The following is a 25,553-nucleotide window of genomic DNA, read 5'->3' on the forward strand; positions in this document are numbered from 1 at the left end:
TCTTATACAACACACTGTGTTTCAGGCATACCAAGCCCCGTAAGCTTGTTCAGCGCTTTCATCATGGCGTAAGTTTCACCAACCTGAGCATTGTAGTTTCTCAGGCTTAACCGTCCACCTAACAACTGCTTCACTCGATACATTGCTGTCTCTGATAGTGAACGTTTATGATAGCCGTACCGCTTTTTCCACTTATTGTTGGAGCCGTAGAGCTTCTGGCAACCTACCGCTAAATTCCTAGGGTGGCCATTCTCCCAGAAGGCTGCCCCTTCTCTTGGAGGGATGAGTGGAATAGCTCGCTTGAACCGTATGGCATCATGGCAATCCCTTGTGTCATAAGCGCCATCACCAGATATCTCGATTATTCTTCGGCGTGTTTGCTTGAGCAAGTTAGGAAGGACTTCTGCATCGGTAACATTCGATAAACTCAGTTCTGCCGCGACGATTTCGTGAGTGCTGGTGTCTACCGCTAAATGCAACTTTCTCCAGACTCTACGCTTCCCGTCAGTACCATGCTTCTTGACCTTCCATTCACCTTCGCCATAAACCTTGAGACCCGTCGCATCAATAGCTAGATGTTGTATTGCACCTCTAGTCTTTCGTTTAAATGAAACCTCGATTTGCTTAGCTCTTCGACTGATACAACTGTAATGTGGACAGACTATAGAGACGTTAGCCAATGTAAAAACAGAATCAATAAACCCTTGCAATGCTCTCAACGACATTGAGAAAACTCGTTTCACCATAAGCGCAGTGGTAATGGCTAAGTCGCTGAACTGACGAGGTCTACCGCGTTTATCTTGTTTACTCTGCTTCCACTGGCAAATGGCTTCTTCATCAATCCAGAAAGTGAGTGAACCACGGTTGATTAAGGCTTTGTTGTACTGTTTCCAATTCGTTGTTTTGTAGCGAGGTTTCGGCATGAGGCTAGGGTAATTAACGTACTTAGCCGATCAGATCGTAAGTTTCTGATTTAGTTCCATCGATTTAAGCAACAACGCCAATATAAATGTAGTGGTCAACTAAAATTGGCCACGGTTTTAGAGTTTTCCCAATATAATCGTTCTGATTCATTGGGAGTTAGACCACCGTTATACTGATGTGGCCTGAGTTGGCAGTAATATCCGATAATGTAGCGGGTGATCTCTTGTTGAGCCTCAGCGAAGCTACGATAGCCCACAGTTGGCACCCATTCCGTCTTCAGACTTCTAAAGAAGCGCTCTATCGGCGCATTATCCCAACAGTTTCCTCGGCGAGATAAACTCTGTTTTATTTGAAAGCGCCACAGTAATTGACGGTATTTACGGCTAGTATAATGACTGCCTTGATCGCTATGGAACATGACACCTTTTGGCTTTCCGCGAGATTCATAGGCCATAGACAGCGCTTTACCTGTCAACCGACTATCAGGCGACAAAGACATTGACCAACCGATCACTTTTCGGGCAAAAAGATCGATAACGACCGCTAAATACATCCACCGATTACCTGTCCAAATATACGTAACATCGCCAGCCCAGACTTCATTTGGAGCCGTAACAGCAAATTGACGACTTAAGTGATTTGGAACGTCAATATGTTCTTGTGAAGCCTTTCTGTAACGATGCTTTGGTTCTTGGCAGCTCACTAAACCAAGAGTTCTCATTAGCTTTGTTGCTCGGTATCGGCTCAGCTTTACACCCTGATTTGTGACTATATCTGCAATGGTTCTCGCTCCCGCAGAGCCATTGCTTGCGGCGTGAGCCTCGCTAATCAAGCTGCGCAGTTTTATTGTTTCCGCATTAATTAACGCTGGGCGTTTAAGCCAATAGTTATAACTGCTTCGATGAACATTGAAGATTTCGCATAATATTTTTACGCTGTGGCTCTGCTTGAGTTTCTTGATTATCAAAAATTGTTCAGTGAGTCCGACATCAAGAGAGCCGTGGCTTTTTTTAGTATTTCATTATGCTCTTCAAGGCGAGCCAGCTTCTTTTTCAATTCCCTAATTTCTATTTGCTCAGGGGTCATAGGTGAAGCTTTCGGTGTTTTCCCTTGGCGTTCTTCTCTAAGCTGGCGAACCCATTTATCCATCGTGGACTTGCCCACATTCATGGCTTGGGCTGCTTCCGTCACTGAGTAATTTTGGTCTAAGACTAGCTGCGCTGCTTCTAACTTAAATTCTGCGCTAAATAGTCGTCTTGTACGTTTTGTCATAATGTCACCTGTTAACTTATGAGGTGATGATATCACCTCTAACTAAGTGACCAAATTCACTATGTCACTACAAAACATATGTATCAGTTTATTTTTCAGATAATAGTTTGATTTGTATTTTAAATTTTTAACGGTGATTTTAGTTATAGGTATAAATATTTATTTTTAGTGGTGAGTTAACTCTGACGTAAGATGGGATTGCTTTTTTATTGTTGATAATCTACGTGTTAATATTAGATGTTAACTTTATATTCATTGGTATATACCCAAACTACTTGAAGTTGCAGGTAGGCGGCAAGTAAGTGAATCCCCATGAGCATAGGCAAACTATGTGATTGGGGCGAACGAGTGTAGCCAACACCGCTGCAGCTTCAAGTAGGAAGGGTATAACTTATACCTTTGTTATTATGTGTTTGTTTTTATTAGGTGTGGTTCAATTTTATCTGGTGGAAAGCGAAGGTAAATATTGTTAGTTTAATATCTGTTGGTGATTTATTATCAATCAGTCTTAGTGTTAATAATGAATGAAATTTAAATGGAACTTAATTATGAAAATAAAATTCTTGTCGGCTTTAATTACTTTTAGTTTAACTATGCCATCAACAATATTAGCCACGACACTTGTGGATCCAAGCTTATTACCAAGCAATGGACGTCTGTTGACTACAAATGACTTACCCGATATATGTGCTGTTGCTGTATGTATGGGAGTGTCAAAACTTAAAGGTGGAAGTAATGACTTCATAAATGAATTACTAAATTCGACAGATATCAATGGTACAACTGAAATTGAAATATATAGTCCACTTATGCCACTAGTTTATCCAGTTAAAAAAGATCATCCTATTTTTTATGCTACTATTGCATCTGGTGTACCTATGGGAAATATTTTGGATAAAGAATTTCCAATAGTTTATAACGGTCCATATGCTCCATGGCTAATAGAATCTAATGCAGATAGTGGTTGTAAATATTTGTGTTTTAATGTTGATATAACAATTATAAATGTAGATTCAAATAAAAATAACAATAATGAAGATAGCAATAATAATAAGGATAGCAATAATAATGAGGATAGCAATAATCAAGGAACAAAAAATGGAGCAGATGCAATAGCAACTACAGCTGAGGCTACAGCAGATATTGTTAATTCTGTGTCTGATACAGTCAATAATTTATCCAATAAACTCAACGGAAAATATACACATGAGGATGAATCAGGGAATAAGACCGAAGTTGAAGTAGGGGTTGGTGGTAGTAAAAAGCCAGGTGTTGGTAACGCTGGAAGCAATAAATTACAACTGACAGGAGGTAGTGCTGGTTTTGGGAATATCACCATTTCTAGTGAGTTTAAACTGGTTTATGGGGGAGGTGAAGACACTCATATTAACCCATGGAGTGATTTATCTTCATTAGAATATGAGCAATTGAGCAGTTTTGGTTTAATATCGAACGAACTATGGTTTTTGGATTCAGATACAGTGTTAAATAAGAACGGTTATATCTTTGGAGGAGGAGAACATTATCGGGTTGCTTCATTTTTATCCTCACATATAGATCCAATGCTGTTGACTATCGAAGGGTTGTCATCAATAAGCCAACTTACTTTAGTTGATATAATGGCTGATCCGATACTAGGAAGTAAGTTGTCGTTTTTACCTTTACAATTCATTTATTCTGATGAAAGCATACAGGCTAAAATCAATACACTAGCATCAGTAGAAGAAGTGGAAAAACTATTAAGAGAGCTTTCTTCAACTACCTTAGCTGCGTTAGTGAATAAAGACGGATTTGATAAGCTTACCTTACATGAGCTTTTGCAAGACCCATCTATTAGCAATGAGTTTAAAAATTATCATCTTGTTCATTTAGTTGATCCTATAGTGTTCGACCATCTCGTTTCAACAAGTGTGAAGAATGACGGTTCAGCAAGCTCTAAAAACACAAGTAGCACATCGATAGGTACATCGGAAGCATTTGGGATGAGTAGTGAGGTAATATATGAGCGAGCTCATATTGAACAACCGATACTAGCGTGCTCCTCTATGACTGAATGTAACCCTATTATTGGGCGCAGATAGTCAATCTGTTTTACTATGAAGTATTACGTTATTGACAGCAGCAGTTCAATTTGTGCGAGAAATTTATCTTAGTCAAAAGATCTTTTAAGATGCAGCGAAACGCAAAGACTTGGAAAAACAATATCGCTACCAGTTGCAATCGTTACAGTATTTACCGATTTACAATCGTACATCGTATCTACGTGATGACTTAGCGGCTCACTAAGACCTTGAAGAGACACAAGCCCTGCCACATGGTAGGGCTTTATTCTATGAGCGTTAATTAACAGTAGGGATACCACTGTGAAACTTGAAATCGCTATCGGGAGTGGAAATTAACTCCGCTTCGACTCGGCCAAAATACGCAACACGCTCAGAGATATCGTAGCCCGCAATGTGTTCAGCAAGCTGTAAGTAGTCTTGATAATGACGAGCTTCAGAGCGAAGCAGAGATATATAAAATTTTGCTATCTCGTCATCTAAGTAGGGGGCGAGTTTGGCAAAGCGCTCACAAGAGCGAGCCTCAATGTAAGCGCCTACTATCAGCTTATCAATCAATGTCTGTGGTTCATGAGTCTTCATATGGGCTAGAAGGCTTTTGGCATAACGGCTAGCCGGAATTGACTCATACTCCACATTGCGCGCTTGCATAATTTCCAACACTTGATAGAAATGGTGTAGCTCTTCTTTGATCAGCAATACCATTTTATCGATCAAATCTTGGCTATAAGGAGAATCCGATTTGGCAATGATCGCTTTGGAGATTTGGCTTTTACCTTTGAGCGATTGGATATCTCCAATTTTGCGATACGCAAAGTCTTCATAAGGTTTAAACCAATCCAATAGCGAAAGTTCACTCTCTTTATCAACCGCATACTTACGGATCAGAAACATGGCGGATTGACCAGCTTTTAGCTCACATAGTAAATGGTCTAACAACAAAACACGTAGGTTTTCAGGTTTGCGCGCTTCTTCAACCCATTCGTCGGGTGTAGGACATTGCAGGAAATGGTTAATCGGTTCTAAAAGTTGTTGGATAGTAGATGGATGAATCATGGGCACTATTTAAGAAAAAGGCCGCATAAGCGGCCTGAAGTTAATCAAGTCATTATCGTGCGGTATCTTACCACTTTTTCTTCTCGCCAAAGAGCACATCCATGTCACTTTTGCGTTCATTTTCTTCAATTTGTTGAAGGTCAGAAGCACTTTTGTTTTGGCGTTTCTGCTCAAGTTCATCATACATGGTCTGTAGCTTTTCACGGGCTTGATTTGAATAGCTGTCATTTTTTGAGGACAAAACGTCAATCCCTTTACGAAGTAGTTGGATTGCTGTGCCGGGTTGACCACGCAAAATCGAGTCGTTCGCTCGTTTGATTACGTTTTCAATGTTAATACGAATCTGAATGGTCTCTAAGCGGGCATTTTCTGCTACATAAGCTTGGGTTTCAAAACGCCCTTTATTGTGCTCACTGCGAATGGTGTCACGCAGGCGTTTAACCAACTTCAACATGATGATGGCTTGCTTATCACTGCTAGGAACTTTAAAAGAAGTGCTTTCACCACCAGGATGGTTATTTTGCAGGTGGTTGATTTGCCCCTTCATATTTTCGATACGTTGAGCGAGTTGCTTATTTTTAGGATCAAGGTCATACATGCTTTGCAGTGCATCAAGAATACGGTTATTCAAGCAGACTAAAAGCTCTTTACTGAAGGGCAGATGGTGGGCATTGCCGATTAAATCTTCAGTTGCATCAATAATCGCCACATAGCGTGATGACTCTTGTTTCTTGGCGCTTTCAATTTTCACCCGATATTGCAACATGATGTTGTAGCCAAGAACCAAAATGAGCAAAATGGCCACCAGAGCAATGATTAAACCTATATTCATAAAATCCGTATCTTCAGTTTTCAATGGCTAACGATTAAGGATACACGCTCGTTGTGATCCCGACAATTTACTCTGTTGATTATTCCCGTTTTATTATGCAAAAACCGCTTTCCCACGATGAGTTTGAGTGTTGCGTGGCAATTTTTTCATCGAATAAGCAAAACACTGAATATTCATTTCACGCTTCTCTCGATAAAGGCTAGGAATTGTCGCGCTGAAGCGTTATAACTAATAATTATAAAATATGTGTGTCTGTGGCAAAACACCGCAAGGGATTATGGGAAAAAGATGAAACTGCAGCAGTTAAAGTACATAGTGGAAGTGGTCAATCATAATTTGAATGTGTCTGCGACCGCGGAAAACCTATATACCTCTCAGCCGGGGATCAGTAAACAGGTCAGGCTGTTAGAAGATGAGCTTGGAATTCAAATTTTTGAACGAAGCGGCAAGCATTTAACGCAAGTGACGCCTGCGGGTGAGCACATAGTGCGTATTGCGACGGAAATTTTATCGCGAGTGGAAAGCATCAAGGCGGTTGCCGCAGAACATACGCACCCAGAAATGGGTACGCTGAACATTTCTACTACTCATACCCAAGCCCGCTATGCTCTGCCAGAAGTCATTAAAGGATTTACTAAGCGTTATCCAAGAGTTTCTTTGCACATGCATCAAGGCACGCCAACCCAGATGTCGGAAGCCATTGCCAAAGGCACTGCTAATTTTGCGATTGCGACAGAAGCCTTACATTTGTACCAAGATGCGATCATGTTGCCTTGTTATCACTGGAATCGCTCGATAGTGGTACCTAAGGATCATCCTTTGACGAAGAAAGATCAGGTAACCATAGAAGATTTAGCCGCTTATCCATTAGTGACCTATGTTTTCGGGTTTACTGGTCGTTCAGAGCTTGATAGCGCATTCAATCGAGTTGGCATGACACCCAAAGTGGTCTTTACCGCCACGGATGCGGATGTGATCAAAACGTATGTGCGCATGGGCATTGGGGTTGGTGTGATCGCAAGCATGGCGGTAGACAAAAAACAGGACACAGATCTGGTGGCGATTGATGCAAGCCATATATTTAGTGCGAGCACTACCAGTATTGGTTTTCGCCGTGGTACTTTCCTTCGATCTTATATGTTTGATTTTATGGAGCGTTTTGCCCCACATCTTACTCGTCCAGTGGTAGAACAAGCCATCTCCCTGAAATCGAATATTGAAATAGCAGAAATGTTTAAGGACATTGATCTGCCTGTGCGTTAACGCGCTTTTACTTTCACTTCGCTGTGCTTCCTCCTAGAATGGCTCACCGACGGGAGGAAGCATGCAAGCTCTATTCACACAACTCGATTCATTCTTAACTCAAACACAACCTTTTTGGCGTTATGAAGCTTTTCATGCTTGTCGTTTATCGGCGTTGCCTTGGAGAGATGCACATCCTGAATTAACGTCTTGGCTCCGTGCCCTTAGTCAGGATGAGGTAGAAGAGTACAAAACCGATCCCGAGAAACTATCTTCCATCTTATCTGGCTTTTTTCCCAGGTTAGATGAGGTGAAACTCGCATTCGACATTTCAGACTTTCTCTTGTCCCCAATCCAATTACCAAAGTTTTTTGATAAAGGGATCCCCGGACGTAAATTGCAACAAATAGAGGCAATGAGCAAAGTGCTTGTAGCGCATCATCAAGGTACCCAGTGGCTAGAGTGGTGTGCTGGGAAAGGTTATTTGGGGCGTATTTTGGCGAGGGTGACTCAGCAACCAGTAGTCAGTTTTGAGTATCAAGCCGAGCTTTGCTGCTCTGGACAACAAGAAGCCGATGCGTTGCAACTCCCTATGCAGTTTGTACAGGGGGATGCATTTGATGAGCGTTCTGCTGCCCTGTTTAACTCCAGTACTCATGCTGTTGCCCTACATGCGTGTGGTGACTTACACGTAAAGATGCTTCATTACGCCACCTCTTCGCATGCCGCGGCGATTAGCTTTTCTCCCTGCTGCTACCATTTGATTCGAGATAACGAATATCACGCGATGTCGAAAGTGGCGGGTCAGTCAGATTTGCAATTGACCCGTCGAGAACTGCGACTGCCGCTGCAAGAAACTGTGACCGGAGGGGAAAGGGTTAGACGGCAGCGACAGCAAGAGATGGTTTATCGGTTAGGATTTGATGCTCTGGTGAGTCAAGTAGGTAATCAAGCTGGTTATATACCTATCCCTAGTATTCAGAAATCAAAACTCAACCAAGGGTTTGCCGAGTTTTGCCAGTGGGCGGCTCAAGAGAAAAATATCGCTATGGATTTCATTCACGTCGATTTTGCTCATTTTGAAAGTTTAGGCTGTCAGCGATTCTGGCAGATGGAGCGAATAAGTTTAGTTCAAGACGGATTTCGGCGGCTGTTAGAGCTATGGCTGGTGTTGGATAAAGCGCTCTATTTGCAGGAACAGGGCTATCAAGTCAGGGTGAGTGAGTTTTGCGATCGTAAAGCAACACCGCGTAATTTAGTGGTTAATGCGTGGCGCTGAACTGAAGAGGGGAGAGCCGATAATATCGGCTCTCTGAATCATTAATTAAACATCGCAATCGCTTTAGCGGGGTCGACATAATCGAGGCCAAAGTTTTCTGCAACCTCTTTGTAAGTCACTTTTCCGTGAATTACGTTGAGGCCTTTTAAAAATCCTGCATCTTCCAGTAGGGCTTTTTGGTAGCCTTTATTGGCGAGTTTAACGATATATGGTAGCGTGGCGTTATTAAGAGCAAAAGTAGAAGTGCGCGCCACAGCACCGGGCATATTGGCTACACAGTAGTGCACCACATCATCAACAATATAAGTGGGTTCTGCGTGAGTGGTGGGGTGAGAGGTTTCGAAGCAACCCCCTTGATCTATCGCGACATCAACCACGGCTGAACCGGGTTTCATGCGTTCAATGTGTTGTTTGGTGACCAGTTTGGGAGCGGCAGCACCTGGGATAAGAACAGCCCCAATCAATAAGTCTGCTTCTAAAACGTATTTTTCGATGGCATCTGTGGTGGAATACACGACGTTAGCTCGGCCTTGAAACTCTTCATCGAGTTTACGTAGGGTATCGATATTGCGATCTAGAATAGTAACATCGGCACGTAGGCCAATCGCCATACGGGCTGCGTTAGCGCCGACTACGCCGCCGCCGAGTACCACGACTTTTGCAGGAGCAACACCGGGGACGCCACCGAGTAATAAACCACTGCCGCCGCGTGATTTTTCTAATGTTTGAGCGCCAGCCTGAATGGACATCCGGCCTGCGACTTCAGACATAGGAGCCAGTAGTGGTAAGCGACCCATATTATCTGTTACAGTCTCGTAGGCTATGCAGACGGCTTTGCTCTTGATTAGCTCTTCAGTTTGTGGAAAATCTGGAGCTAGGTGCAAATAAGTAAATAAAATTTGCCCCTCTTTGAGCATGGCTCGCTCGATAGCTTGAGGTTCTTTAACCTTTACAATCATCTCTGCTTTCGCGAAGACGTCTGCAGCGGTAGGAAGAATGGATGCGCCTACAGCGATGTAATCATCGTCTGAAAAGCCGATGCCGGAGCCGGCATTTGTTTCTACGTAAACTTGGTGTCCGTGTGAGACAAGCTCCCGCACGCTAGCTGGAATCATGCCCACACGATATTCGTGGTTCTTGATTTCTTTAGGAACGCCAATGATCATCCTAACTCCTTAGATTAATTTGGTTGTATTGACTATATGTAGGGTTGTTCTATCGAATTTGTGGCTAGTATAGTTACTAGTGTAAAAAATTTGATGCTAAATATTAAGAAGTTGTAGTATATTTTTTTGCAAGGAAGTAATAAGGTGGAATAAAAAATGGTGGATAGTTATAAGAAGCCGTCTAAGGACTTAGACCGTATAGATCGCAATATATTGAATGAATTGCAAAAAGACGGTCGAATTTCAAACGTAGAGTTATCAAAACGTGTAGGGCTTTCGCCTACACCGTGTCTTGAGCGTGTTCGTCGTCTAGAACGCCAAGGGTTTATTACCGGTTATACCGCATTATTGAACCCTCAGTATTTGGATGCGTCACTGTTGGTGTTTGTTGAAATTACGTTAAATCGTGGTGCGCCAGATGTGTTTGAACAGTTTAATACCGCGGTACAAAAATTGGATGATATTCAAGAGTGTCACCTAGTTTCCGGTGATTTTGACTATTTGTTGAAGACTCGTGTGTCGGATATGGGGGCCTATCGCCGTTTGTTAGGTGATACCTTACTCCGTTTGCCGGGGGTGAATGACACTCGTACTTACGTGGTCATGGAAGAAGTGAAGCAAACCAACCAATTAGTGATTAAAACTCGCTAACTTAAAGCGAATGTTGGAGATCTTTCCACATTCTGACTTTCGCGAATTGGGTTTTTGCCCTTGATATGGTTAAATCTCCAAACAAACCGAGCGGCGTTGGCCGCTCGGACTGTTTCACCGCCATGAAACTGCGTATAGTGTTGCGCATTATGGCCTTAATCATAGTCAAGTTGGTTTATGTTCAAAGAGAACAATAATAAAGTCGAAACCATTATTAAAACGAGTGAAGAGATTCCTTCTTCTCGACTCAATGGCTCACAGCGTCTTAAAGAAAGCGGGTTGATCTTGGCTTTCTTGTTTTCGATATTTCTTGCCGTTGCTCTGTTTAGTTTTAACCCTGCCGACCCATCTTGGTCACAAACGGCTTGGGGAGCAGACATTCATAATGCGGGTGGTTTAGTTGGCGCTTGGTTAGCTGACACCCTTTTTTTCGTTTTTGGCTCTTTAGCCTATCCATTGCCTTTTATTATTGCATTTGCAGCATGGGTGCTGTTGCGCAAACGTGATGAAGGTGACGAAATCGATTTCACCCTTTGGGGAACTCGACTCCTTGGTCTAACCATAGTGCTATTGACCAGTTGTGGTCTTGCCGACATCAACTTTGATGACATTTGGTATTTTTCATCAGGTGGAGTGATTGGCGATGTGTTGACCAGCTTAGCACTGCCGACCTTGAACATTCTTGGAACAACGCTTGTGTTGCTCTTTTTGTGGGGGGCTGGCATTACCTTGTTGACGGGGATCTCTTGGCTGCGGATTGTGGAATGGATTGGTGAGCGCAGCATTGCGGCATTTGTAGGGCTGTTTAACCGTTTACGCGGTGAAAAAGCGGAGCGTGTGAAACCGGCATTGGTAAAACCTGAGCTGCCAGTTGAAGAACTAGAACCGACATTTTCTGCGCCAATGGATACTGAGGTTGACGAGCCTGCCCCGAGCTTACGTCGCTTCAATATTCATATGCCAGAAGAGCGTGACGTACCTGACATTCATTTTGAGCACCAAATGGAGCCTAAAGTCGAGTTGAAACCAGAGCCGCCAAGGCAGCGCGAACCTGCCCCTCATTTCTCACGTGTAGCCGCTCAAAATACACAGGTAGAGCCTGTCAGCTCTGCGCGCACTCAGCAATGGGATGCCACCATAGAAGAACTGGAGCAACAAGCTCGTCTAGTCGATGACTATGCTGTCGAGGATGACGCAGTGCCAAGCACCCTTGCTTCAAACACCCTTGCTTCAAACACTCTTGCTGATGTTGAAGATTCCATTTTGACTACTACCATTACGGTGGATGAAGAAGAGGAGAGCCTCTCTGAAAACTTTAACCACTCGTTCAATATTGAGGTAGAAGATGAAGAGGTTGAGCCCAGCATTGCTAACTTGAATTGGTCAGATGATGAAGACGAGCTTGAAGAAACGCCTTCGGTTATGGTATCGCCCGCAATAGAATCTGATTGGGAAGATGAGGATGAGCCTGACGATCGCGATGTGGCGGCATTTCAAAACATCGTTTCGCAAGCACAAGCGAATGCGGCTGCGCAGCAAAACCCGTTTTTAGTGCAGAAGGCAGTAAACTTGCCGAGACCAACAGAGCCTATGCCAACGCTAGAGCTGCTGTACCATCCAGAAAAGCGTGAAAATTTTATCGATCGTGAAGCTTTAGAAGAGATCGCGCGTCTGGTTGAGTCCAAACTGGCTGATTACAAAATCCAAGCGCAAGTCGTGGATATTTTCCCGGGGCCTGTGATCACCCGTTTTGAGCTAGATTTAGCGCCGGGTGTGAAAGTGAGCCGAATTTCTAGTCTGTCGATGGACTTAGCCCGTTCACTCTCGGCGATGGCTGTGCGTGTCGTGGAAGTTATTCCCGGTAAACCTTATGTGGGGCTTGAGCTACCAAACATGTCACGTCAAACCGTGTACCTATCCGATGTGATTGCCAGTCCTCAATTTAAAGAGTCGAAGTCACCGACGACTGTGGTGCTTGGCCAAGATATCGCCGGCGATGCCGTGGTAGCGGATCTATCTAAAATGCCTCATGTTTTGGTGGCGGGTACCACTGGCTCGGGTAAGTCGGTTGGGGTCAACGTGATGATCCTGAGCATGTTGTATAAGGCCTCTCCAGAAGATGTCCGCTTCATCATGATTGACCCGAAAATGTTGGAGCTTTCCGTGTATGAAGGTATTCCTCACTTGTTAGCGGAAGTGGTGACCGACATGAAAGATGCCTCTAACGCGCTGCGCTGGTGTGTCGGAGAAATGGAGCGTCGTTATAAGCTGATGTCGGTACTTGGTGTACGTAATATCAAAGGCTTTAACGATAAACTGCGTATGGCTGCTGAAGCCGGACATCCTATCTACGATCCTCTTTGGAAAGACGGAGATAGCATGGAGAGTGAGCCGCCACTATTAGAAAAACTGCCTTATATTGTGGTCGTGGTCGATGAATTTGCTGACCTGATGATGGTAGTGGGTAAAAAAGTCGAAGAGCTGATTGCGCGTTTGGCACAAAAAGCCCGTGCGGCGGGTATTCACTTGATTTTGGCTACGCAGCGCCCATCTGTGGATGTGATTACGGGTCTGATTAAAGCCAACATCCCGACCCGCGTTGCCTTTACTGTCTCCACGAAAACCGATTCTCGGACGATTTTGGATCAGAGCGGCGCAGAGTCTCTGCTCGGTATGGGGGATATGCTCTATTTACCTGCCGGTTCCAGTCATACGATTCGTGTACATGGTGCATTTGCCTCGGATGATGATGTGCATGCTGTGGTCAATAACTGGAAGGCAAGGGGCAAGCCGAATTACATCAGTGAGATTATCCAAGGCGATCACGGCCCAGAAGCCTTATTGCCCGGAGAGCAGTCTGAATCAGACGAAGAGCTTGACCCACTGTTTGATCAAGTGGTTGAGCACGTTGTCGAAACGCGCCGAGGCTCGGTTTCTGGGGTTCAACGCCGTTTTAAAATTGGTTATAACCGCGCTGCACGTATTGTCGAGCAGCTTGAGGCTCAAGGCATTGTCAGTGCGCCAGGGCATAACGGTAATCGTGATGTACTGGCTCCAGCACCTATACGAGATTAAACAGCAGAAACAACAAAAGTAAAAAAGGCGCTTTAAGCGCCTTTTTTATCAACCGGATTGAGCGATGCGATTGGCTTAGCGTGAGGTTTTAGCCAGTTGTGCGACGACAAAAATCGCTGATGCGAGTAAGTTTGCCGCGAAGATAACGACGAGCCACTGCGGCATAGAGAGCGTCAAAAACTGCCATACCACCTTGCTACAGTCACCATACGCTTCAAACAGATTGGGAGCCCATTGGTTGAGTGGAGCCCAAGCAGGGAAGGTGACAAACAGATCGCAAGTAGCAAAAGGCGAAGGGTTAAACTGGTAGTTCACATGCTCGATCGCCAGCATCAAACCTTTGTAGCTGCTGGCCCCCCAAGCAGCAAAACCGAGCCAACGTACGACAGGGTTTTGTGGTGCAATTGCGCCAATCAAGGCGGCGACACCAATCCCCAGCATAGCGATACGTTCATAGATACACATGACACAAGGTGCGAGTAGCATCACATGTTGAAAGTACATGGCACACAAGGTAAAGAAAACGACAAATGCCAGCAGCAACAGCCAAGATAATCGCGACTGAGAAAAGGTTTTAAGGGAGGATAATATACGCACAGATAGATCCTTGTTAAAAAGAAAAGCTCTGAATACTCAGAGCTTTGTATCTTGGATTAGTTTCAGGTTCAATTGAAATTTAGTGCCCACTTTGCAGTAGTGCATCTGCAGCTGGCGCGACATGATGGCTGATCCAACCTAGGCTGTAGAACACCTCAGTCATTGGCTCAAGTAAGAACATGATGCCAATAAAACCAACCAGTGAAAGCGCCAGCGTATAAGGAAACGCCATGATGACCATTCGACCGTAAGAGAGACGGATTAGTGGCGCCAAAGCCGAAGTGAGCAAGAACAAGAAGGCCGCTTGACCGTTCGGTGTGGCTACTGAAGGTAAGTTGGTGCCGGTATTGATGGCGACAGCCAACAAATCAAATTGGTCACGTGAAATCATGCCTTCCATCAGTGCGGTTTTCACTTCCGTGATGTAAACCGTCCCCACAAACACGTTGTCTGACACCATGGAAAGTAGACCATTCGCCACATAGAAGAGTGCGAGCTGAGTGCCATGGTCTTCGACATTTAATACCGCATCAATCACTGGTTTGAACAGCTCTTGGTCGATAATAACCGCAACAATCGAGAAGAAAACAGCCAGCAATGCGGTAAACGGCAGCGCTTCTTCAAACGCTTTACCTAGCGAATGTTCTTCAATCACACCCGTAAACGCCGTGGCGAGAATAATCACCGACAAACCAATGAGACCAACGGCAGCTAAGTGAAGAGCCAAACCCACAATCAACCAAACTGCGATAGCACCTTGTACCCAGAGTTTGGCTACGTCTTGGTTTGTACGGTTTTTTGCGCTCTTCTGAGTCAAAATCGAGCAGAATTTGACGAACATTGGCAGGAAGACGAGCCCCGTAGCCAAAAATACGTAATTTCTCAACCAACATACAGGTCAGCATACCTGCAATAAACACGGGTACGGTAACGGGGGCCATGCGGAGTAAGAACTCACCAAATTGCCAGCCTGCTTGGTCAGCAATGATCAGGTTTTGTGGTTCACCCACCATGGTTGTTACACCACCCAACGCTGTACCCACACCAGCGTGCATCAATAGTGAACGCAAAAATGAGCGATAGTTTTCTAAGTCATCACGAGTTAATTCTGAAATACCTTCATCATGGGTATGATCGTGAGAAGAATGAACACTTTGACCCGAAGCGACCTTGTGATAAATCGAGTAGAAACCCACAGCCACACTGATAATAACCGCAATCACGGTTAGAGCATCTAGGAAGGCAGAGAGAAATGCTGCCGTAACACTAAAGGCTATCGAAAGTAGAACTTTGGAGCGAATGCCAAGCAGAATTTTAGTGAAAATGAACAGCAGAAGCTGCTTCATAAAGTAGATGCCTGCCACCATGAACACCAACAGTAGCAATACCTCAATATTGGCAACCAGTTCATGCTTGACTTGTCCCGGACTCGTCATCCCAATCGCAATCGCTTCAATTGCAAGTAAACCACCGGGCTGTAGAGGGTAGCATTTCAGTGCCATGGCCAGAGTAAAGATAAACTCAACCACCAACAACCAACCCGCGAGGAAGGGATTAATAAAAAAGAACACTATTGGGTTAATAATGAGAAAAGCAATGATGGCAACTTTGTACCAATCAGGCGCTTTACCAAGGAAATTCTTGATAAACGCGTTTCCGAGGGACATCGGCATGATGATTACTCTTTAACTGTTGTTATAGATAGACTTTGTGTCGTACCTGCTTTCACCAAAGCATGAGACTCAGTGTGTAGACAAAATCTTTTCAACAGTGATTTAGCAAGAAAATAAGGCTTGTCACCGATTCAATTTCAGCTAAGTCACTCCCTGAGAAAAACAAGCACTCCGTACTTCGACCGCAACTCTACTTGTCGTTACATAATAGTCAACAACAAATACCATGATGATAAAAAGTTACTAAACTTTCGTTAAAAAACGCGATCTAAGTGGTGTAAGCATAACACAAAATTGACGAAAAATTCATTTAGAAGCGATGAGTTAGGTGAAATTGAATTTAATACATCTTTACTCCAAAGAAATACCTCTTTCGAGTAAGTTTATTTTGCTAATTAGAAATAGGAGAGTGTGAGCTTCATCCATTTAATTTCAGGTGTTTTGTGCAGTTGATAAAAAGTAAAGTGCTTACCACATAGCTTATAAGCAAAATGTTCACAATGATTCGCTCAAGTTAAATTAGAGTAATTACACTATGTCTGCTTTGTGACAAGTTTATCGATGCTTGGTTTTCGACGTACACCAACTAGTGGTATGATGAGTGCCATTCGACCCAAATAAAACAAGTATTGGATTAGTCATTAATGGTCATTAAGGCAAAAAGCCCAGCCGGTTTCGCTGAGAAGTATATTATTGAAAGTATTTGGAACGGCCGCTTTCCGCCAGGTTCCATCTTACCTGCAGAGCGTGAGCTTTCTGAGTTGATCGGTGTTACGCGCACCACACTTCGTGAGGTGCTACAGCGTTTAGCGCGTGATGGTTGGCTAACAATCCAACATGGTAAACCCACCAAAGTGAATCAGTTTATGGAAACCTCAGGTTTGCATATTCTGGATACCTTGATGACTCTTGATGCGGGTAACGCAACCAGCATTGTCGAAGATCTGCTGGCGGCAAGAACCAATATCAGTCCCATTTTCATGCGTTACGCTTTTAAGCTAAATAAAGAGAGCGCAGAGCGGATCATGATCAATGTGATTGAATCCTGTGAAGCTTTGGTCAATGCTCCTTCTTGGGATGCTTTTATCGCAGTCTCTCCCTATGCGGAAAAGATTCAGCAGCACGTGAAAGAAGATAGCGAAAAAGATGAGCTCAAAAGGCAGGAAATCTTGATCGCGAAAACATTTAACTTCTACGATTACATGCTATTCCAGCGTCTCGCTTTCCATTCTGGTAACCAGATTTATGGTTTGATCTTTAACGGATTGAAAAAGTTGTATGACCGTGTTGGAAGTTATTATTTCTCCAATCCACAAGCTCGTGAATTGGCGATGGAGTTTTACCGTCAGCTATTAGCCGTGTGCCAAAGTGGTGAGCGTGAGCATTTGGCTCAAGTTATTCGTCAGTATGGTATTGCCAGCGGACACATCTGGAATCAGATGAAAATGACGCTGCCGTCCAATTTTACTGAAGACGATTGTTAATCAATCACTGTTTGTTTTCGTTAAAAAAGCCCGCACTGTTATGCGGGCTTTTTACTATTCAATGACTTGAGCTCTGCGGGTTATGACTGGCGATTGACTTAATTACCGCCAGCGGCTTTGAACCATTGGCTTAAATGGGCTTTCAAATCTTTCAGTTCATCTGGGCCAATCAGTGCCAGCCCCAAATCTTCGGCACGTGTAATATCGTTATGGCGTAGAGGGCGGAAGCTGACCAACATGGCTCGCGCTTGTAGGCCACCGAGAAGGTCACGCAGTGATTCGAGTTTGTATAAGGTATCGTCACCGTCATCACGCATCCCTTTGGTTTTGCACTCAATAATGTGCAGTTTGTTGTTTACTACGGTCGCCACATCCAACTCGTTACGTACTTCTCTCTCACCAAGCTGGCGATAGACTTGCACATTCAGCGAGCGATCTTGAATTGTGGGCATATCATCTTGGATCTGTTTCACGGTGCTATGCACTAGTGTTTCTAACCATTCCCCATTAGCAAAGCGACGAGCCTCTTCATTCATGAAAGTGAGGATGCCGCTTTCATAAGTGGCAATTTTGGCCTCAACCAGATCGCTGAGCAGTAAGTTTAATTCGCGATAGCCTTGTTGTTTGTCGGACAATTCCACGTCTAATCGCTGCTCTTTACGGCAAGTGGTTGCCAAATAATTTAATGTGGCAAGCCCTGGGCCTAATTCCAAAGCGTTGCCAGCCCATCGTTCACAAAGTTGGTAAAGCTTTTGGTCTAATTGGGGGGGGAGTTGGTGTTCATTAAATTCGCCACGCGCACCAAAAATGGTGAGATAGTCGGCAATGGTGATGCGGTCTTGAACTTGAGTATCGTTATTGCCTTCCGGGTAGAGCCAACACAAGCAATCACTATTGGGTTCAACAACGAAAATTGGCCAATGATAACTGCGGAAAACTTCATAAGCAGATAGTAAGCGGTGGCGTAAACCACAGCTTGCGTTGAATTTTACCTCTTCACCGCGCGCTTTAAGCATCTCGGCAAGTTCTCGAATCGCATTTTTGATGGCGGAGATATTTGAGCCAGATGGGATTTCAAAAAAATCGGTTGAGATATTGCGCTTATTTAAAACGTCACTAAGACGCTGAAAAATTAATTTTTGATCCTGATCGCCGATAAAAATAATGTGGCGGCTGACGGTTCGATTATCGAGCAGCGGTGTAACCAAACGAACCGGATCCTGATCGATAATCCCTACGTGAATAGCCATAAAGTATCCTCATGATTTGCTTGCATGAGTGGAGAGAAAAGTGGCGCAAGCTTGTTACTCATATAACGATGGGCAGTTGAAAAAACAAGAGCGACTCTGATGAAAAGTCGCTCTTTGTGGAAAAATTGACAGTTAGGGCACTAAAACGCTGATCGAGTTAAAGCTTAAATCTATGGACTAACTCACTCTGTTGGTTGGCTAGCACCGTCAAATTTGCACTGGTTTTCGCGATTTGCGACATCGCTTGGTAGCTTTCAGCAGAGATATGGTTGATATCTTCGATGCTACGTGCAATCGATGTGGTGGTTTCGTTTTGTTCACCCGCTGCTTGAGAGATATGCGTGCTCATATGGCTGATTTCGATGATCAGTGCTTGAATTTCCTCCATGGCACTGTTGGCATGGGAAGCCTGTTCGACGGACAGTTCCATGTCTTGCATACAGCTCTCAATCACCTTACTGGCTAGTGAAGAGCTCGATTGCAGATTGCTGATCATCGATTCGATTTCCGAAGTGGATTTTGTAGTGCGTTGCGCAAGAACGCGAACTTCATCCGCCACCACCGCAAAGCCGCGCCCTTGTTCTCCTGCACGCGCTGCTTCAATCGCGGCGTTGAGTGCCAATAGGTTCGTCTGCTCGGCAATGTTGCGGATGACATCCAAAATTGAACCTATCTGGCTACTCATTTTGCGTAAATCACCGACCGCTTCGACTGATTCAATTAAGCGCGTTTCCAGTTGACGAATCGTACTGATGTTGGTGCTCATGATCTGGCGACCCGACTCCGATGCGGTCTCGACTTGTTGCACCATAGCCAGTGAATTTTGTGCACTATTGGCAACTTCTTGCACCGAGTGAGCCATTTCCGTCATCGCGGCTGCGACGCTGGAGGTCTGCTCACGTTGGCTGTTGAGCTTGTTTTGCGCACTCTGTGAGGTCGTTTGGTTATTCGATGCTGTGGTGGTTAAATCATCGGATGCACTGTTGAGCTTAACTAAAATGTCGTGCAGGTTATCGGCAAGACTATTGATGTGGCGGCTCAGGCGGCTGAATTCGTTATTGTAGCGAATCTCAATTCTTTGCGTCATATTGCCTTGGGTGAGGCTTTCTAAGGTTTTGAGGATCCGAGTTACGGGTTCACGTACACTATGCGCAATGTGGTAACCAATCGCGGTAGCCAAAAGAACTACCGCAATACCAATCACCACCGCTTTAATGGCGCCTTGTTGGTAAACCGAACCCGCTTCAGTAAGAGACTGGTTGAGGTCGTCAGTCGCCGTTTGGTTAAACGCACCTAAAATGGTCATTGCCTTGTCCACTTCATTGGCGAGGTTGGCAATGTTGTCATAGAGCGCAGCGCGAGCTTGCAGATATTCATTGTGCTGATCCAGCACGCCGCCTTTTTGGCCGATGTCTTGGGTAAATTTCGCGACTGGTTCATCAAAGCGTTCTTTCAACTGCGGCATTTGTGTGGCGAGGCCACGGTACGCGTAGTTTAGGTGTGTGACCGCTTTTTTGTTTTGATTGACGGCTTTTTCTACAAAGGCGACATCTGAGCTGGCTAAAGCGTCAGAAGTGATCACTTCCGCATCTTTTAATTTGATGAAGTAGCTTTTGGCCATCACTTTGACAGAAATGCTATCGTTATCATCGACAAATTCTTTCATCCCGACACTCAATTCTGAATGAAGGCGCTGGAACTCACGAGTCGACTTTTGTACGGAAGCTTGAGCGGCAAACATGGCTTGATAGTTATCCATGGCGAGGTCAGCTTCACTAAAATAGCGGGTTTCGAGCTGCTTTAATTCCGTGATCGGTTGTGTCAGCTCAGGATGGTTTACACTGGCTTGGCTCAGTTCTGCCAAAACAGATTGAAAGCGCTGTTTAGACTGGGCAAATTCTTCACGCATACCATTCATACGAGTGGTATCTTGCGTGGTCAGGAAATCTTTAAACGATTTATCGGCAGACAAAAGTTGAACGCTGGTCTGATTAGAAAGGGAGACGAGAGGCAGTGCAGCGGTTGAAACGCTTTCAAAGTTGCTGTGAATTTGACTCATGCCACGGAGCATGATGGCGACGGTCACCACAAACATGATGATGATCAGCGCAAAACCGGCGTACATACGCCGAATAACGGAACCCTGCATAATTTCTCTCCCTCGAACATCACTCATTGTTATTAATATTTATCAAAGACAAGTTTGTCTTAAAAAAGTAACAAAATAGTCATTATTGTATTGAGGTTGGGAAACGCATTTTATGACCAATACAGCAAAAAAAATCTTTCACCAGTGAGCTTGCTCAGGTTCTTTTAACTGTACGGTGTTTTTTATTGAGCTTTAGTATGCCTTGACGCATACTCAAGCCAGAAAAATTCTCAATCAAAACCTTTGTATGGAGTACGTCATGGCGGAAGAAACCATTTTCAGCAAAATCGTTCGTAGAGAGATTCCCGCTGATATTCTTTATCAAGATGAGTTAGTCACAGCATTTCGAGACATTCATCCGCGCGCGCCAAGCCATATTTTGATCATCCCCAATAAGCTCATCCCAACGGTTAATGATGTTGAAGTTGAAGATGAATTAGCGCTCGGCCGTCTATTTACTGTCGCAAAAAAAATCGCTGAGCAAGAAGGGATTGCGGAAAACGGCTACCGCTTGATCATGAACTGCAACTCACACGGGGGGCAGGAGGTTTATCACATCCATATGCATTTGGTTGGTGGTCGTCCGCTTGGGCCGCTCCTGATGGGCTAACTTCATTCTCAGATGCTGATGGTGACGAATCACGTGGTTCAATACATTAAACGACCTATACGTAGCCTCACTCTTACTTCACTACTGCTCGCGGGGTGTGCCAATCTCACTGCGGGCAATCTTTTTAGCCATTACAGTGCGCAAAACAGTGATTTATATCAGTCTGTTGCGGCAGGGCAATACCAAAAAGCTACGCAGTTATTGCCAGATTATGTCGCCGGTGAAGTGTTAGACAACCTTGAAAAAGGTCGGGTTTATTTTCTTAGCCAGCAATACGCAGAAAGCCAGCAGAGTTTGGCTGCTGCAGATTTGGCGGTTAAACAGCAGCAAGACCGAGCGATCATCTCTGTGAGTAGTACAGCGACCAGTGTGGGTTCGTTGGCGGTCAACGATAACTTGAATGAGTACGAGCCTGCCGATTATGAACTGGGTTTTTTGCACCTGTACTTAGGGCTGAATTATGTGCGCAATAATGATCTGGATGGTGCATTAGTTGAAATGCGCCGCGCCAACCAAGTTCAGGAAGCCGCCAAAAAACGCCGTGAACAAGAGTTGTCCAGTGCTGAGCAAGAGATGCGTTCACAAGGATTATCCTCGAACTTAGGCAGTGTGCTTGCACAATATCCAGATGCCGGAAAAACCTTGCAAGCGGTGCAAGATGGTTATCTGTTGTATCTTTCGGCGCTGCTTTATGAAGCGGGTAATGATTTGAACTCGGCTTATGTTGATTACCGCAGAGCGTTGGCGGTTGCCCCCAGTAATCCATCGGTTATTGATGGAACACTTCGAGTCGCGTCTCGGCTTGGCATGCAAGAAGATCTCAAGCTTCTTAAACAGCAATATGGTGAGCCTAAACGCTTAACCTCTGCGCAAGGCCGAGTCATCGTGATAGAAGAGCAGGGCATAGTACAACCTAAGCAAGCGTGGCGACTCTCTTTACCTTTGTCTGACAGTCGTGGCAATACGGCGCTGTATTCTTTGGCTCTGCCTTATTATCCATCGTCGATGGTGCAAAGTAGTGTACCGATCAGCCTAAATGGCGCTAACTTGACCTCTATGCCAGTCACTGATGTGAATTTGATGGCTAAGCAGGCATTAACGGAGCAAATGCCTGCGCTGGTACTGCGCCAAGCGCTACGTGTGGTCGCCAAAGATCAATTACGCAAAGAGACGACTCAGGAAGAGGATGTCGCCAATTTAGTGTTTAATATTTGGAATACGTTAACGGAGCAGCCTGATACACGCAGCTGGTTAACCTTGCCCGCCACAGTCAATACGGCCACCCAAGTGGTGAAAGCGGGTGATCAAGTGCTGGATATTGCAGGGACTCACTATACCTTTCATGTTCCAGAAAATGGCACAGCGTTAGTTTGGCTATCTCACCAAGGTAACAATGTGACAATTTGGCATAAACAACTAGGGATACGGTAATGAGAACGTGGCTATTAGCAGTATTAACCGCTTTACTCTTAGTGGGATGCAGTGCTAACACTGCAGGTTTGCGAGTGGATGGCGCATCACAGCAAGTCTTATTTAACGACAGCACTTTAAGCAAAAGCTTAAGTATTGAGGACATTTCAACCACGGAAGTGGATGGACATACTCGAGGCGTGGTTCGTTTGCAGAGTAACCAAAAAAGCGATGTGCATGTACAGTACCGTTTTTATTGGTATGACAATGATGGGCTTGAAGTGAATACCAAGTTAAGCCCATGGAAAACCATCATTTTGCGAGGTATGGAAACCGTGTCACTGACTGAGGTTTCGGTGAACCCGAACGGTAAGCAGTTTCGCGTCCAGATCCGCGAAAGCGATCAATAAAAAAGCGGTCGAATAAGCGATCGATAAAAATACGTTTTTAAGAGGAATCACGATGAAAAAAAGTGTCATTGCCCTGCTAGGTTTGGCGGTTATCTTAGGGGGATGTTCGAATAAAGTGAGCTACGGTGATGCGCAAGCGGTAGAAACCGTCAACGTTGACTTTGGTTCGACCGACCTGCAAAAAATTGCTGCAGAAATGGTGGATAGCATGATGATGTCAGGCTCGGTTTCTGCCATCACTCGCGATGGTCGCCCGATTGTTTTTGTTGAACGTATTAAGAACAAAACCAGTGAACATATTGATACCGAATCGATCACAGACACCATCAGTACCAAGATGCTCAATTCAGGCAAGTTCCGTTTCGTCGATATGGATCGTGTTGAAGCGGTTCGCGATCAGTTGAACTTCCAGAATAATGACGAACTCGTCAACCAAAGCACAGCGATCCAGTTTGGTAAGATGGTCGGCGCGCAATACATGCTGTACGGCAATCTATCGAGCATTGTGAAAAACGCGGGTAGTGATAAAGACGTCTACTACAAGATGACCATGCGTTTGATGGATCTACAAACAGGTTTGATCGAGTGGGCTGACGAAACCGAAATCCGTAAGCAACAATCAAAGAGCTTACTCGGTTTGTAATCCACTAGCACAGGGAAGGAGTTGGTTATGGCAAAGATTGCATGGCGAGAAGCAAGCGCACTGGATCCATCGTTGTTGTCATTAAATCACTTTTTCTCTGTACCGCCAGAATATGCGCAGACCTTGACCGGAGGTCTCACTAATCGTTGCTGGAAAATCGTTGCGGGCGATCGTGCTTTCGTGTGGCGTCCAGCAACGCCTATTACCAAAGCCTTTTCTATTTCTCGATTTCAAGAGTATCAAATCCTCAAAGCGATTGAGCATGACCATATCGGCCCGAAAGCCGAGCTGGTTAATGAACACGGCTTGCTTGTGGAATGGATCGATGGCGAATCACTGCGTGATGGTGTCGCTTTTGACGTGGTATTGAAAACGCAAACGCGCATTCATGAGTTGGATATCCATCGCATTCCGGTAGCACCTTTTAACTATCTTGGTCGAGTTGACCACTACTGGTTACAGATCCGAGATGATCTGAAAACCGATGAGGTTAAAGCGCTCTATGAGCAGTGGCGGTCTGTGCCCAATCTCACCGATGTGGGGCAAGTGCTTTGTCACTTTGATCTGGCTGGCTATAACATGGTGAAAACCGAGCAAGGACAAAGAGTCATCGATTGGGAATACGCCGCCTTGGCCGATCCGCGCATTGATTTAGCACTGAGTATTGATGTCGCTGGTGAAAACGTGCTTGATGCGGTATTCCGTTACTGCCAACGGCGTGAGTTATCCGATATTGATGCTTGGGTCTCTGGTGTTCAAGCTTGGCGACCGCGTACCACTATGATGGCAATGCTCTGGTATCTATTGGCTTATCAACTTTGGGCTGACGAACTTTATCGAGATCAGGCGCAGCAACTCGCACAGACCTTACAGTCGAATCAAGGCTAGCCAAGAGCATAACCAAGCATTATGTGATGAGCGGATGCTGCCGTCAGCGGTAACCTTGTTTGGAGAAATGCGGTTAAAATTCTCTTTGCGGTGAAATTCTCTTTACTGATAGTCTACTAGGCTGTTTAAAACCATACTCTTCGTGGTAGATTAAAACCTCAAGGAACGGGGGATACATTATGATTATTTACTTACACGGATTCGATTCAAATAGCCCGGGTAACCATGAAAAAGTGCTGCAATTGCAATTCATTGATAGCGATGTGCGTTTCATTAATTACAGCACCTTACATCCCAAACATGATATGCAACATCTACTGAAAGAGGTGCATAAGGCGATCGAGCAGTCTGGCGATCCAAATCCACTGATTTGCGGTGTCGGGCTCGGTGGTTATTGGTCTGAGCGAATTGGTTTTTTGTGTGGAATAAAGCAGGTTATCTTTAATCCTAACTTGCATCCTGAATTGACGATGCAGGGGCGTATTGATCGCCCTGAAGAGTACGAAGACATCTCCACCAAATGCGTTGAAAAATTCCGAGCCAAGAATCAAGGTCGTTGTCTGGTGATCCTGTCCCGTCAGGATGAAATTCACGATAACCAGAAAACGGCGCAAGAACTACAAGACTATTACGACATTGTTTGGGATGACACTCAAACGCATAAATTCAAAAAAATCTCTCATCACTTGCAAGCGATGAAAGCCTTCAAAGCGGCTTAGTTTCCCTAAGCGATGCGATCTTGAACAGCCTCTTCTAGAGGCTGTTTTTACTTATCCAAACCCACAAAAAATCTAATGAGAATGACTGAATCTGTGGTTGCGTGATGAAATCAGCCCTATATAATGACCAGCACTAAGATTTGTTGATAAATATCAAAATAAA

Annotated in this window: 20 protein-coding genes and 1 pseudogene; 12 read left to right on the plus strand and 9 right to left on the minus strand. The window is 44.6% G+C overall.

What is annotated here, in order from left to right; genetic code table 11:
- Window positions 1–2: 2 nt before the first annotated feature.
- Entirely contained in the window at window positions 3–923 is a 921-nt protein-coding gene (locus CEQ48_RS09475; protein ID WP_089071068.1) for an IS5 family transposase, read from the minus strand.
- Window positions 924–1,018: 95 nt separating this feature from the next.
- Window positions 1,019–2,196, minus strand: a protein-coding gene (locus tag CEQ48_RS09480; RefSeq protein WP_089071069.1) for an IS3-like element ISVch4 family transposase whose coding sequence is annotated in 2 segments (ribosomal slippage) — window positions 1,019–1,938 and window positions 1,938–2,196 — 1,179 coding nt in all. Because the reading frame shifts where the segments join, the coding sequence is not laid out codon by codon here.
- Between the two features lie 548 nt (window positions 2,197–2,744).
- Between CEQ48_RS09480 and CEQ48_RS09485 the strand changes: the two genes are divergently transcribed.
- The gene (locus tag CEQ48_RS09485; RefSeq protein WP_089071070.1) at window positions 2,745–4,277 is read left to right on the plus strand and encodes a hypothetical protein; all 1,533 of its coding nucleotides are present in this window, start codon (window positions 2,745–2,747) and stop codon (window positions 4,275–4,277) included.
- Between the two features lie 258 nt (window positions 4,278–4,535).
- Here CEQ48_RS09485 and miaE read toward each other — a convergent pair whose 3' ends face one another.
- The gene (miaE, locus tag CEQ48_RS09490) at window positions 4,536–5,312 is read right to left on the minus strand and encodes a tRNA isopentenyl-2-thiomethyl-A-37 hydroxylase MiaE (protein ID WP_181712593.1); all 777 of its coding nucleotides are present in this window, start codon (window positions 5,310–5,312) and stop codon (window positions 4,536–4,538) included.
- A gap of 67 nt (window positions 5,313–5,379) precedes the next feature.
- Window positions 5,380–6,144, minus strand: a complete 765-nt coding sequence (locus tag CEQ48_RS09495) for a DNA repair protein (RefSeq protein WP_089071072.1) — start codon at window positions 6,142–6,144, stop codon at window positions 5,380–5,382.
- Window positions 6,145–6,432: 288 nt separating this feature from the next.
- Here CEQ48_RS09495 and cysB point away from each other — a divergent pair, with 288 nt between their 5' ends.
- Entirely contained in the window at window positions 6,433–7,407 is a 975-nt protein-coding gene (gene cysB / locus CEQ48_RS09500) for an HTH-type transcriptional regulator CysB (protein ID WP_089071073.1), read from the plus strand.
- Window positions 7,408–7,468: 61 nt separating this feature from the next.
- Window positions 7,469–8,665, plus strand: coding sequence for a methyltransferase (locus tag CEQ48_RS09505; protein WP_089071074.1), 1,197 nt, complete (start codon window positions 7,469–7,471; stop codon window positions 8,663–8,665).
- Window positions 8,666–8,706: 41 nt separating this feature from the next.
- On the opposite strand, the gene ald is transcribed toward CEQ48_RS09505, so the two are convergent.
- Window positions 8,707–9,831 (minus strand): alanine dehydrogenase, encoded by a 1,125-nt coding sequence (gene ald, locus CEQ48_RS09510; RefSeq protein ID WP_089071075.1) that lies wholly within the window; start codon window positions 9,829–9,831, stop codon window positions 8,707–8,709.
- Between the two features lie 156 nt (window positions 9,832–9,987).
- Between ald and lrp the strand changes: the two genes are divergently transcribed.
- Window positions 9,988–10,482: a leucine-responsive transcriptional regulator Lrp gene (lrp, locus tag CEQ48_RS09515; protein WP_000228498.1), complete on the plus strand. Its 495-nt coding sequence runs from the start codon at window positions 9,988–9,990 to the stop codon at window positions 10,480–10,482.
- Between the two features lie 177 nt (window positions 10,483–10,659).
- Window positions 10,660–13,557, plus strand: coding sequence for a DNA translocase FtsK (ftsK, locus tag CEQ48_RS09520; protein ID WP_089071076.1), 2,898 nt, complete (start codon window positions 10,660–10,662; stop codon window positions 13,555–13,557).
- 75 nt (window positions 13,558–13,632) lie between these two features.
- Here the strand turns inward: ftsK and dsbB are convergent, their stop codons facing one another.
- The gene (dsbB, locus tag CEQ48_RS09525; RefSeq protein ID WP_089071077.1) at window positions 13,633–14,154 is read right to left on the minus strand and encodes a disulfide bond formation protein DsbB; all 522 of its coding nucleotides are present in this window, start codon (window positions 14,152–14,154) and stop codon (window positions 13,633–13,635) included.
- A gap of 79 nt (window positions 14,155–14,233) precedes the next feature.
- Window positions 14,234–15,827: pseudogene (gene nhaB / locus CEQ48_RS09530) on the minus strand (Na(+)/H(+) antiporter NhaB).
- Between the two features lie 644 nt (window positions 15,828–16,471).
- Here nhaB and fadR point away from each other — a divergent pair.
- Entirely contained in the window at window positions 16,472–17,311 is an 840-nt protein-coding gene (fadR, locus tag CEQ48_RS09535; protein WP_089071078.1) for a fatty acid metabolism transcriptional regulator FadR, read from the plus strand.
- Between the two features lie 98 nt (window positions 17,312–17,409).
- On the opposite strand, the gene CEQ48_RS09540 is transcribed toward fadR, so the two are convergent.
- Together CEQ48_RS09540 and CEQ48_RS09545 are read right to left on the minus strand one after the other, a co-directional pair.
- Window positions 17,410–18,561, minus strand: coding sequence for a DUF1887 family protein (locus CEQ48_RS09540; RefSeq protein WP_089071079.1), 1,152 nt, complete (start codon window positions 18,559–18,561; stop codon window positions 17,410–17,412).
- Between the two features lie 157 nt (window positions 18,562–18,718).
- A complete protein-coding gene (locus tag CEQ48_RS09545; RefSeq protein WP_198301250.1) occupies window positions 18,719–20,710 on the minus strand; it encodes a methyl-accepting chemotaxis protein in 1,992 nt (663 codons plus the stop codon).
- 259 nt (window positions 20,711–20,969) lie between these two features.
- On the opposite strand from CEQ48_RS09545, the gene hinT reads away from it, so the two are divergent.
- From hinT to ycfP, 6 genes are all read left to right on the plus strand, one after another.
- The gene (hinT, locus tag CEQ48_RS09550; protein ID WP_000807128.1) at window positions 20,970–21,320 is read left to right on the plus strand and encodes a purine nucleoside phosphoramidase; all 351 of its coding nucleotides are present in this window, start codon (window positions 20,970–20,972) and stop codon (window positions 21,318–21,320) included.
- A gap of 12 nt (window positions 21,321–21,332) precedes the next feature.
- The gene (locus tag CEQ48_RS09555) at window positions 21,333–22,751 is read left to right on the plus strand and encodes a COG3014 family protein (RefSeq protein ID WP_089071081.1); all 1,419 of its coding nucleotides are present in this window, start codon (window positions 21,333–21,335) and stop codon (window positions 22,749–22,751) included.
- Window positions 22,751–23,140, plus strand: a complete 390-nt coding sequence (locus CEQ48_RS09560) for a YcfL family putative periplasmic lipoprotein (protein WP_089071082.1) — start codon at window positions 22,751–22,753, stop codon at window positions 23,138–23,140. Before CEQ48_RS09555 ends, CEQ48_RS09560 begins: the two co-directional genes overlap by 1 nt.
- Window positions 23,141–23,192: 52 nt before the next feature.
- Window positions 23,193–23,783, plus strand: a complete 591-nt coding sequence (gene lpoB, locus CEQ48_RS09565; RefSeq protein ID WP_000750164.1) for a penicillin-binding protein activator LpoB — start codon at window positions 23,193–23,195, stop codon at window positions 23,781–23,783.
- 27 nt (window positions 23,784–23,810) lie between these two features.
- Window positions 23,811–24,671 carry a phosphotransferase gene (locus tag CEQ48_RS09570; RefSeq protein ID WP_001062357.1) on the plus strand — a complete coding sequence of 287 codons (861 nt, stop codon included), beginning with the start codon at window positions 23,811–23,813 and terminating at the stop codon, window positions 24,669–24,671.
- A gap of 179 nt (window positions 24,672–24,850) precedes the next feature.
- Window positions 24,851–25,390: an alpha/beta hydrolase YcfP gene (gene ycfP / locus CEQ48_RS09575; protein WP_000587948.1), complete on the plus strand. Its 540-nt coding sequence runs from the start codon at window positions 24,851–24,853 to the stop codon at window positions 25,388–25,390.
- The last annotated feature ends 163 nt before the right edge of the window (window positions 25,391–25,553 follow it).

The sequence above is a fragment of the Vibrio tarriae genome (genome assembly GCF_002216685.1).
Taxonomy (GTDB): Bacteria; Pseudomonadota; Gammaproteobacteria; order Enterobacterales; family Vibrionaceae; genus Vibrio; species Vibrio tarriae.

Excerpts from the sequence above, each read along its gene's own strand:
- lpoB (WP_000750164.1), top strand. The coding sequence starts at position 23,193 with ATGAAAAAAAGTGTCATTGCCCTGCTAGGTTTGGCGGTTATCTTAGGG.
- ycfP (WP_000587948.1), top strand. The coding sequence starts at position 24,851 with ATGATTATTTACTTACACGGATTCGATTCAAATAGCCCGGGTAACCAT.
- CEQ48_RS09560 (WP_089071082.1), top strand. The coding sequence starts at position 22,751 with ATGAGAACGTGGCTATTAGCAGTATTAACCGCTTTACTCTTAGTGGGA.
- CEQ48_RS09570 (WP_001062357.1), top strand. The coding sequence starts at position 23,811 with ATGGCAAAGATTGCATGGCGAGAAGCAAGCGCACTGGATCCATCGTTG.
- ftsK (WP_089071076.1), top strand. The coding sequence starts at position 10,660 with ATGTTCAAAGAGAACAATAATAAAGTCGAAACCATTATTAAAACGAGT.
- CEQ48_RS09485 (WP_089071070.1), top strand. The coding sequence starts at position 2,745 with ATGAAAATAAAATTCTTGTCGGCTTTAATTACTTTTAGTTTAACTATG.
- ald (WP_089071075.1), bottom strand. The coding sequence starts at position 9,831 with ATGATCATTGGCGTTCCTAAAGAAATCAAGAACCACGAATATCGTGTG.
- CEQ48_RS09555 (WP_089071081.1), top strand. The coding sequence starts at position 21,333 with ATGCTGATGGTGACGAATCACGTGGTTCAATACATTAAACGACCTATA.
- lrp (WP_000228498.1), top strand. The coding sequence starts at position 9,988 with ATGGTGGATAGTTATAAGAAGCCGTCTAAGGACTTAGACCGTATAGAT.
- miaE (WP_181712593.1), bottom strand. The coding sequence starts at position 5,312 with ATGATTCATCCATCTACTATCCAACAACTTTTAGAACCGATTAACCAT.
- hinT (WP_000807128.1), top strand. The coding sequence starts at position 20,970 with ATGGCGGAAGAAACCATTTTCAGCAAAATCGTTCGTAGAGAGATTCCC.
- fadR (WP_089071078.1), top strand. The coding sequence starts at position 16,472 with ATGGTCATTAAGGCAAAAAGCCCAGCCGGTTTCGCTGAGAAGTATATT.
- CEQ48_RS09475 (WP_089071068.1), bottom strand. The coding sequence starts at position 923 with ATGCCGAAACCTCGCTACAAAACAACGAATTGGAAACAGTACAACAAA.
- cysB (WP_089071073.1), top strand. The coding sequence starts at position 6,433 with ATGAAACTGCAGCAGTTAAAGTACATAGTGGAAGTGGTCAATCATAAT.
- CEQ48_RS09540 (WP_089071079.1), bottom strand. The coding sequence starts at position 18,561 with ATGGCTATTCACGTAGGGATTATCGATCAGGATCCGGTTCGTTTGGTT.
- CEQ48_RS09545 (WP_198301250.1), bottom strand. The coding sequence starts at position 20,710 with ATGCAGGGTTCCGTTATTCGGCGTATGTACGCCGGTTTTGCGCTGATC.
- CEQ48_RS09505 (WP_089071074.1), top strand. The coding sequence starts at position 7,469 with ATGCAAGCTCTATTCACACAACTCGATTCATTCTTAACTCAAACACAA.
- CEQ48_RS09495 (WP_089071072.1), bottom strand. The coding sequence starts at position 6,144 with ATGAATATAGGTTTAATCATTGCTCTGGTGGCCATTTTGCTCATTTTG.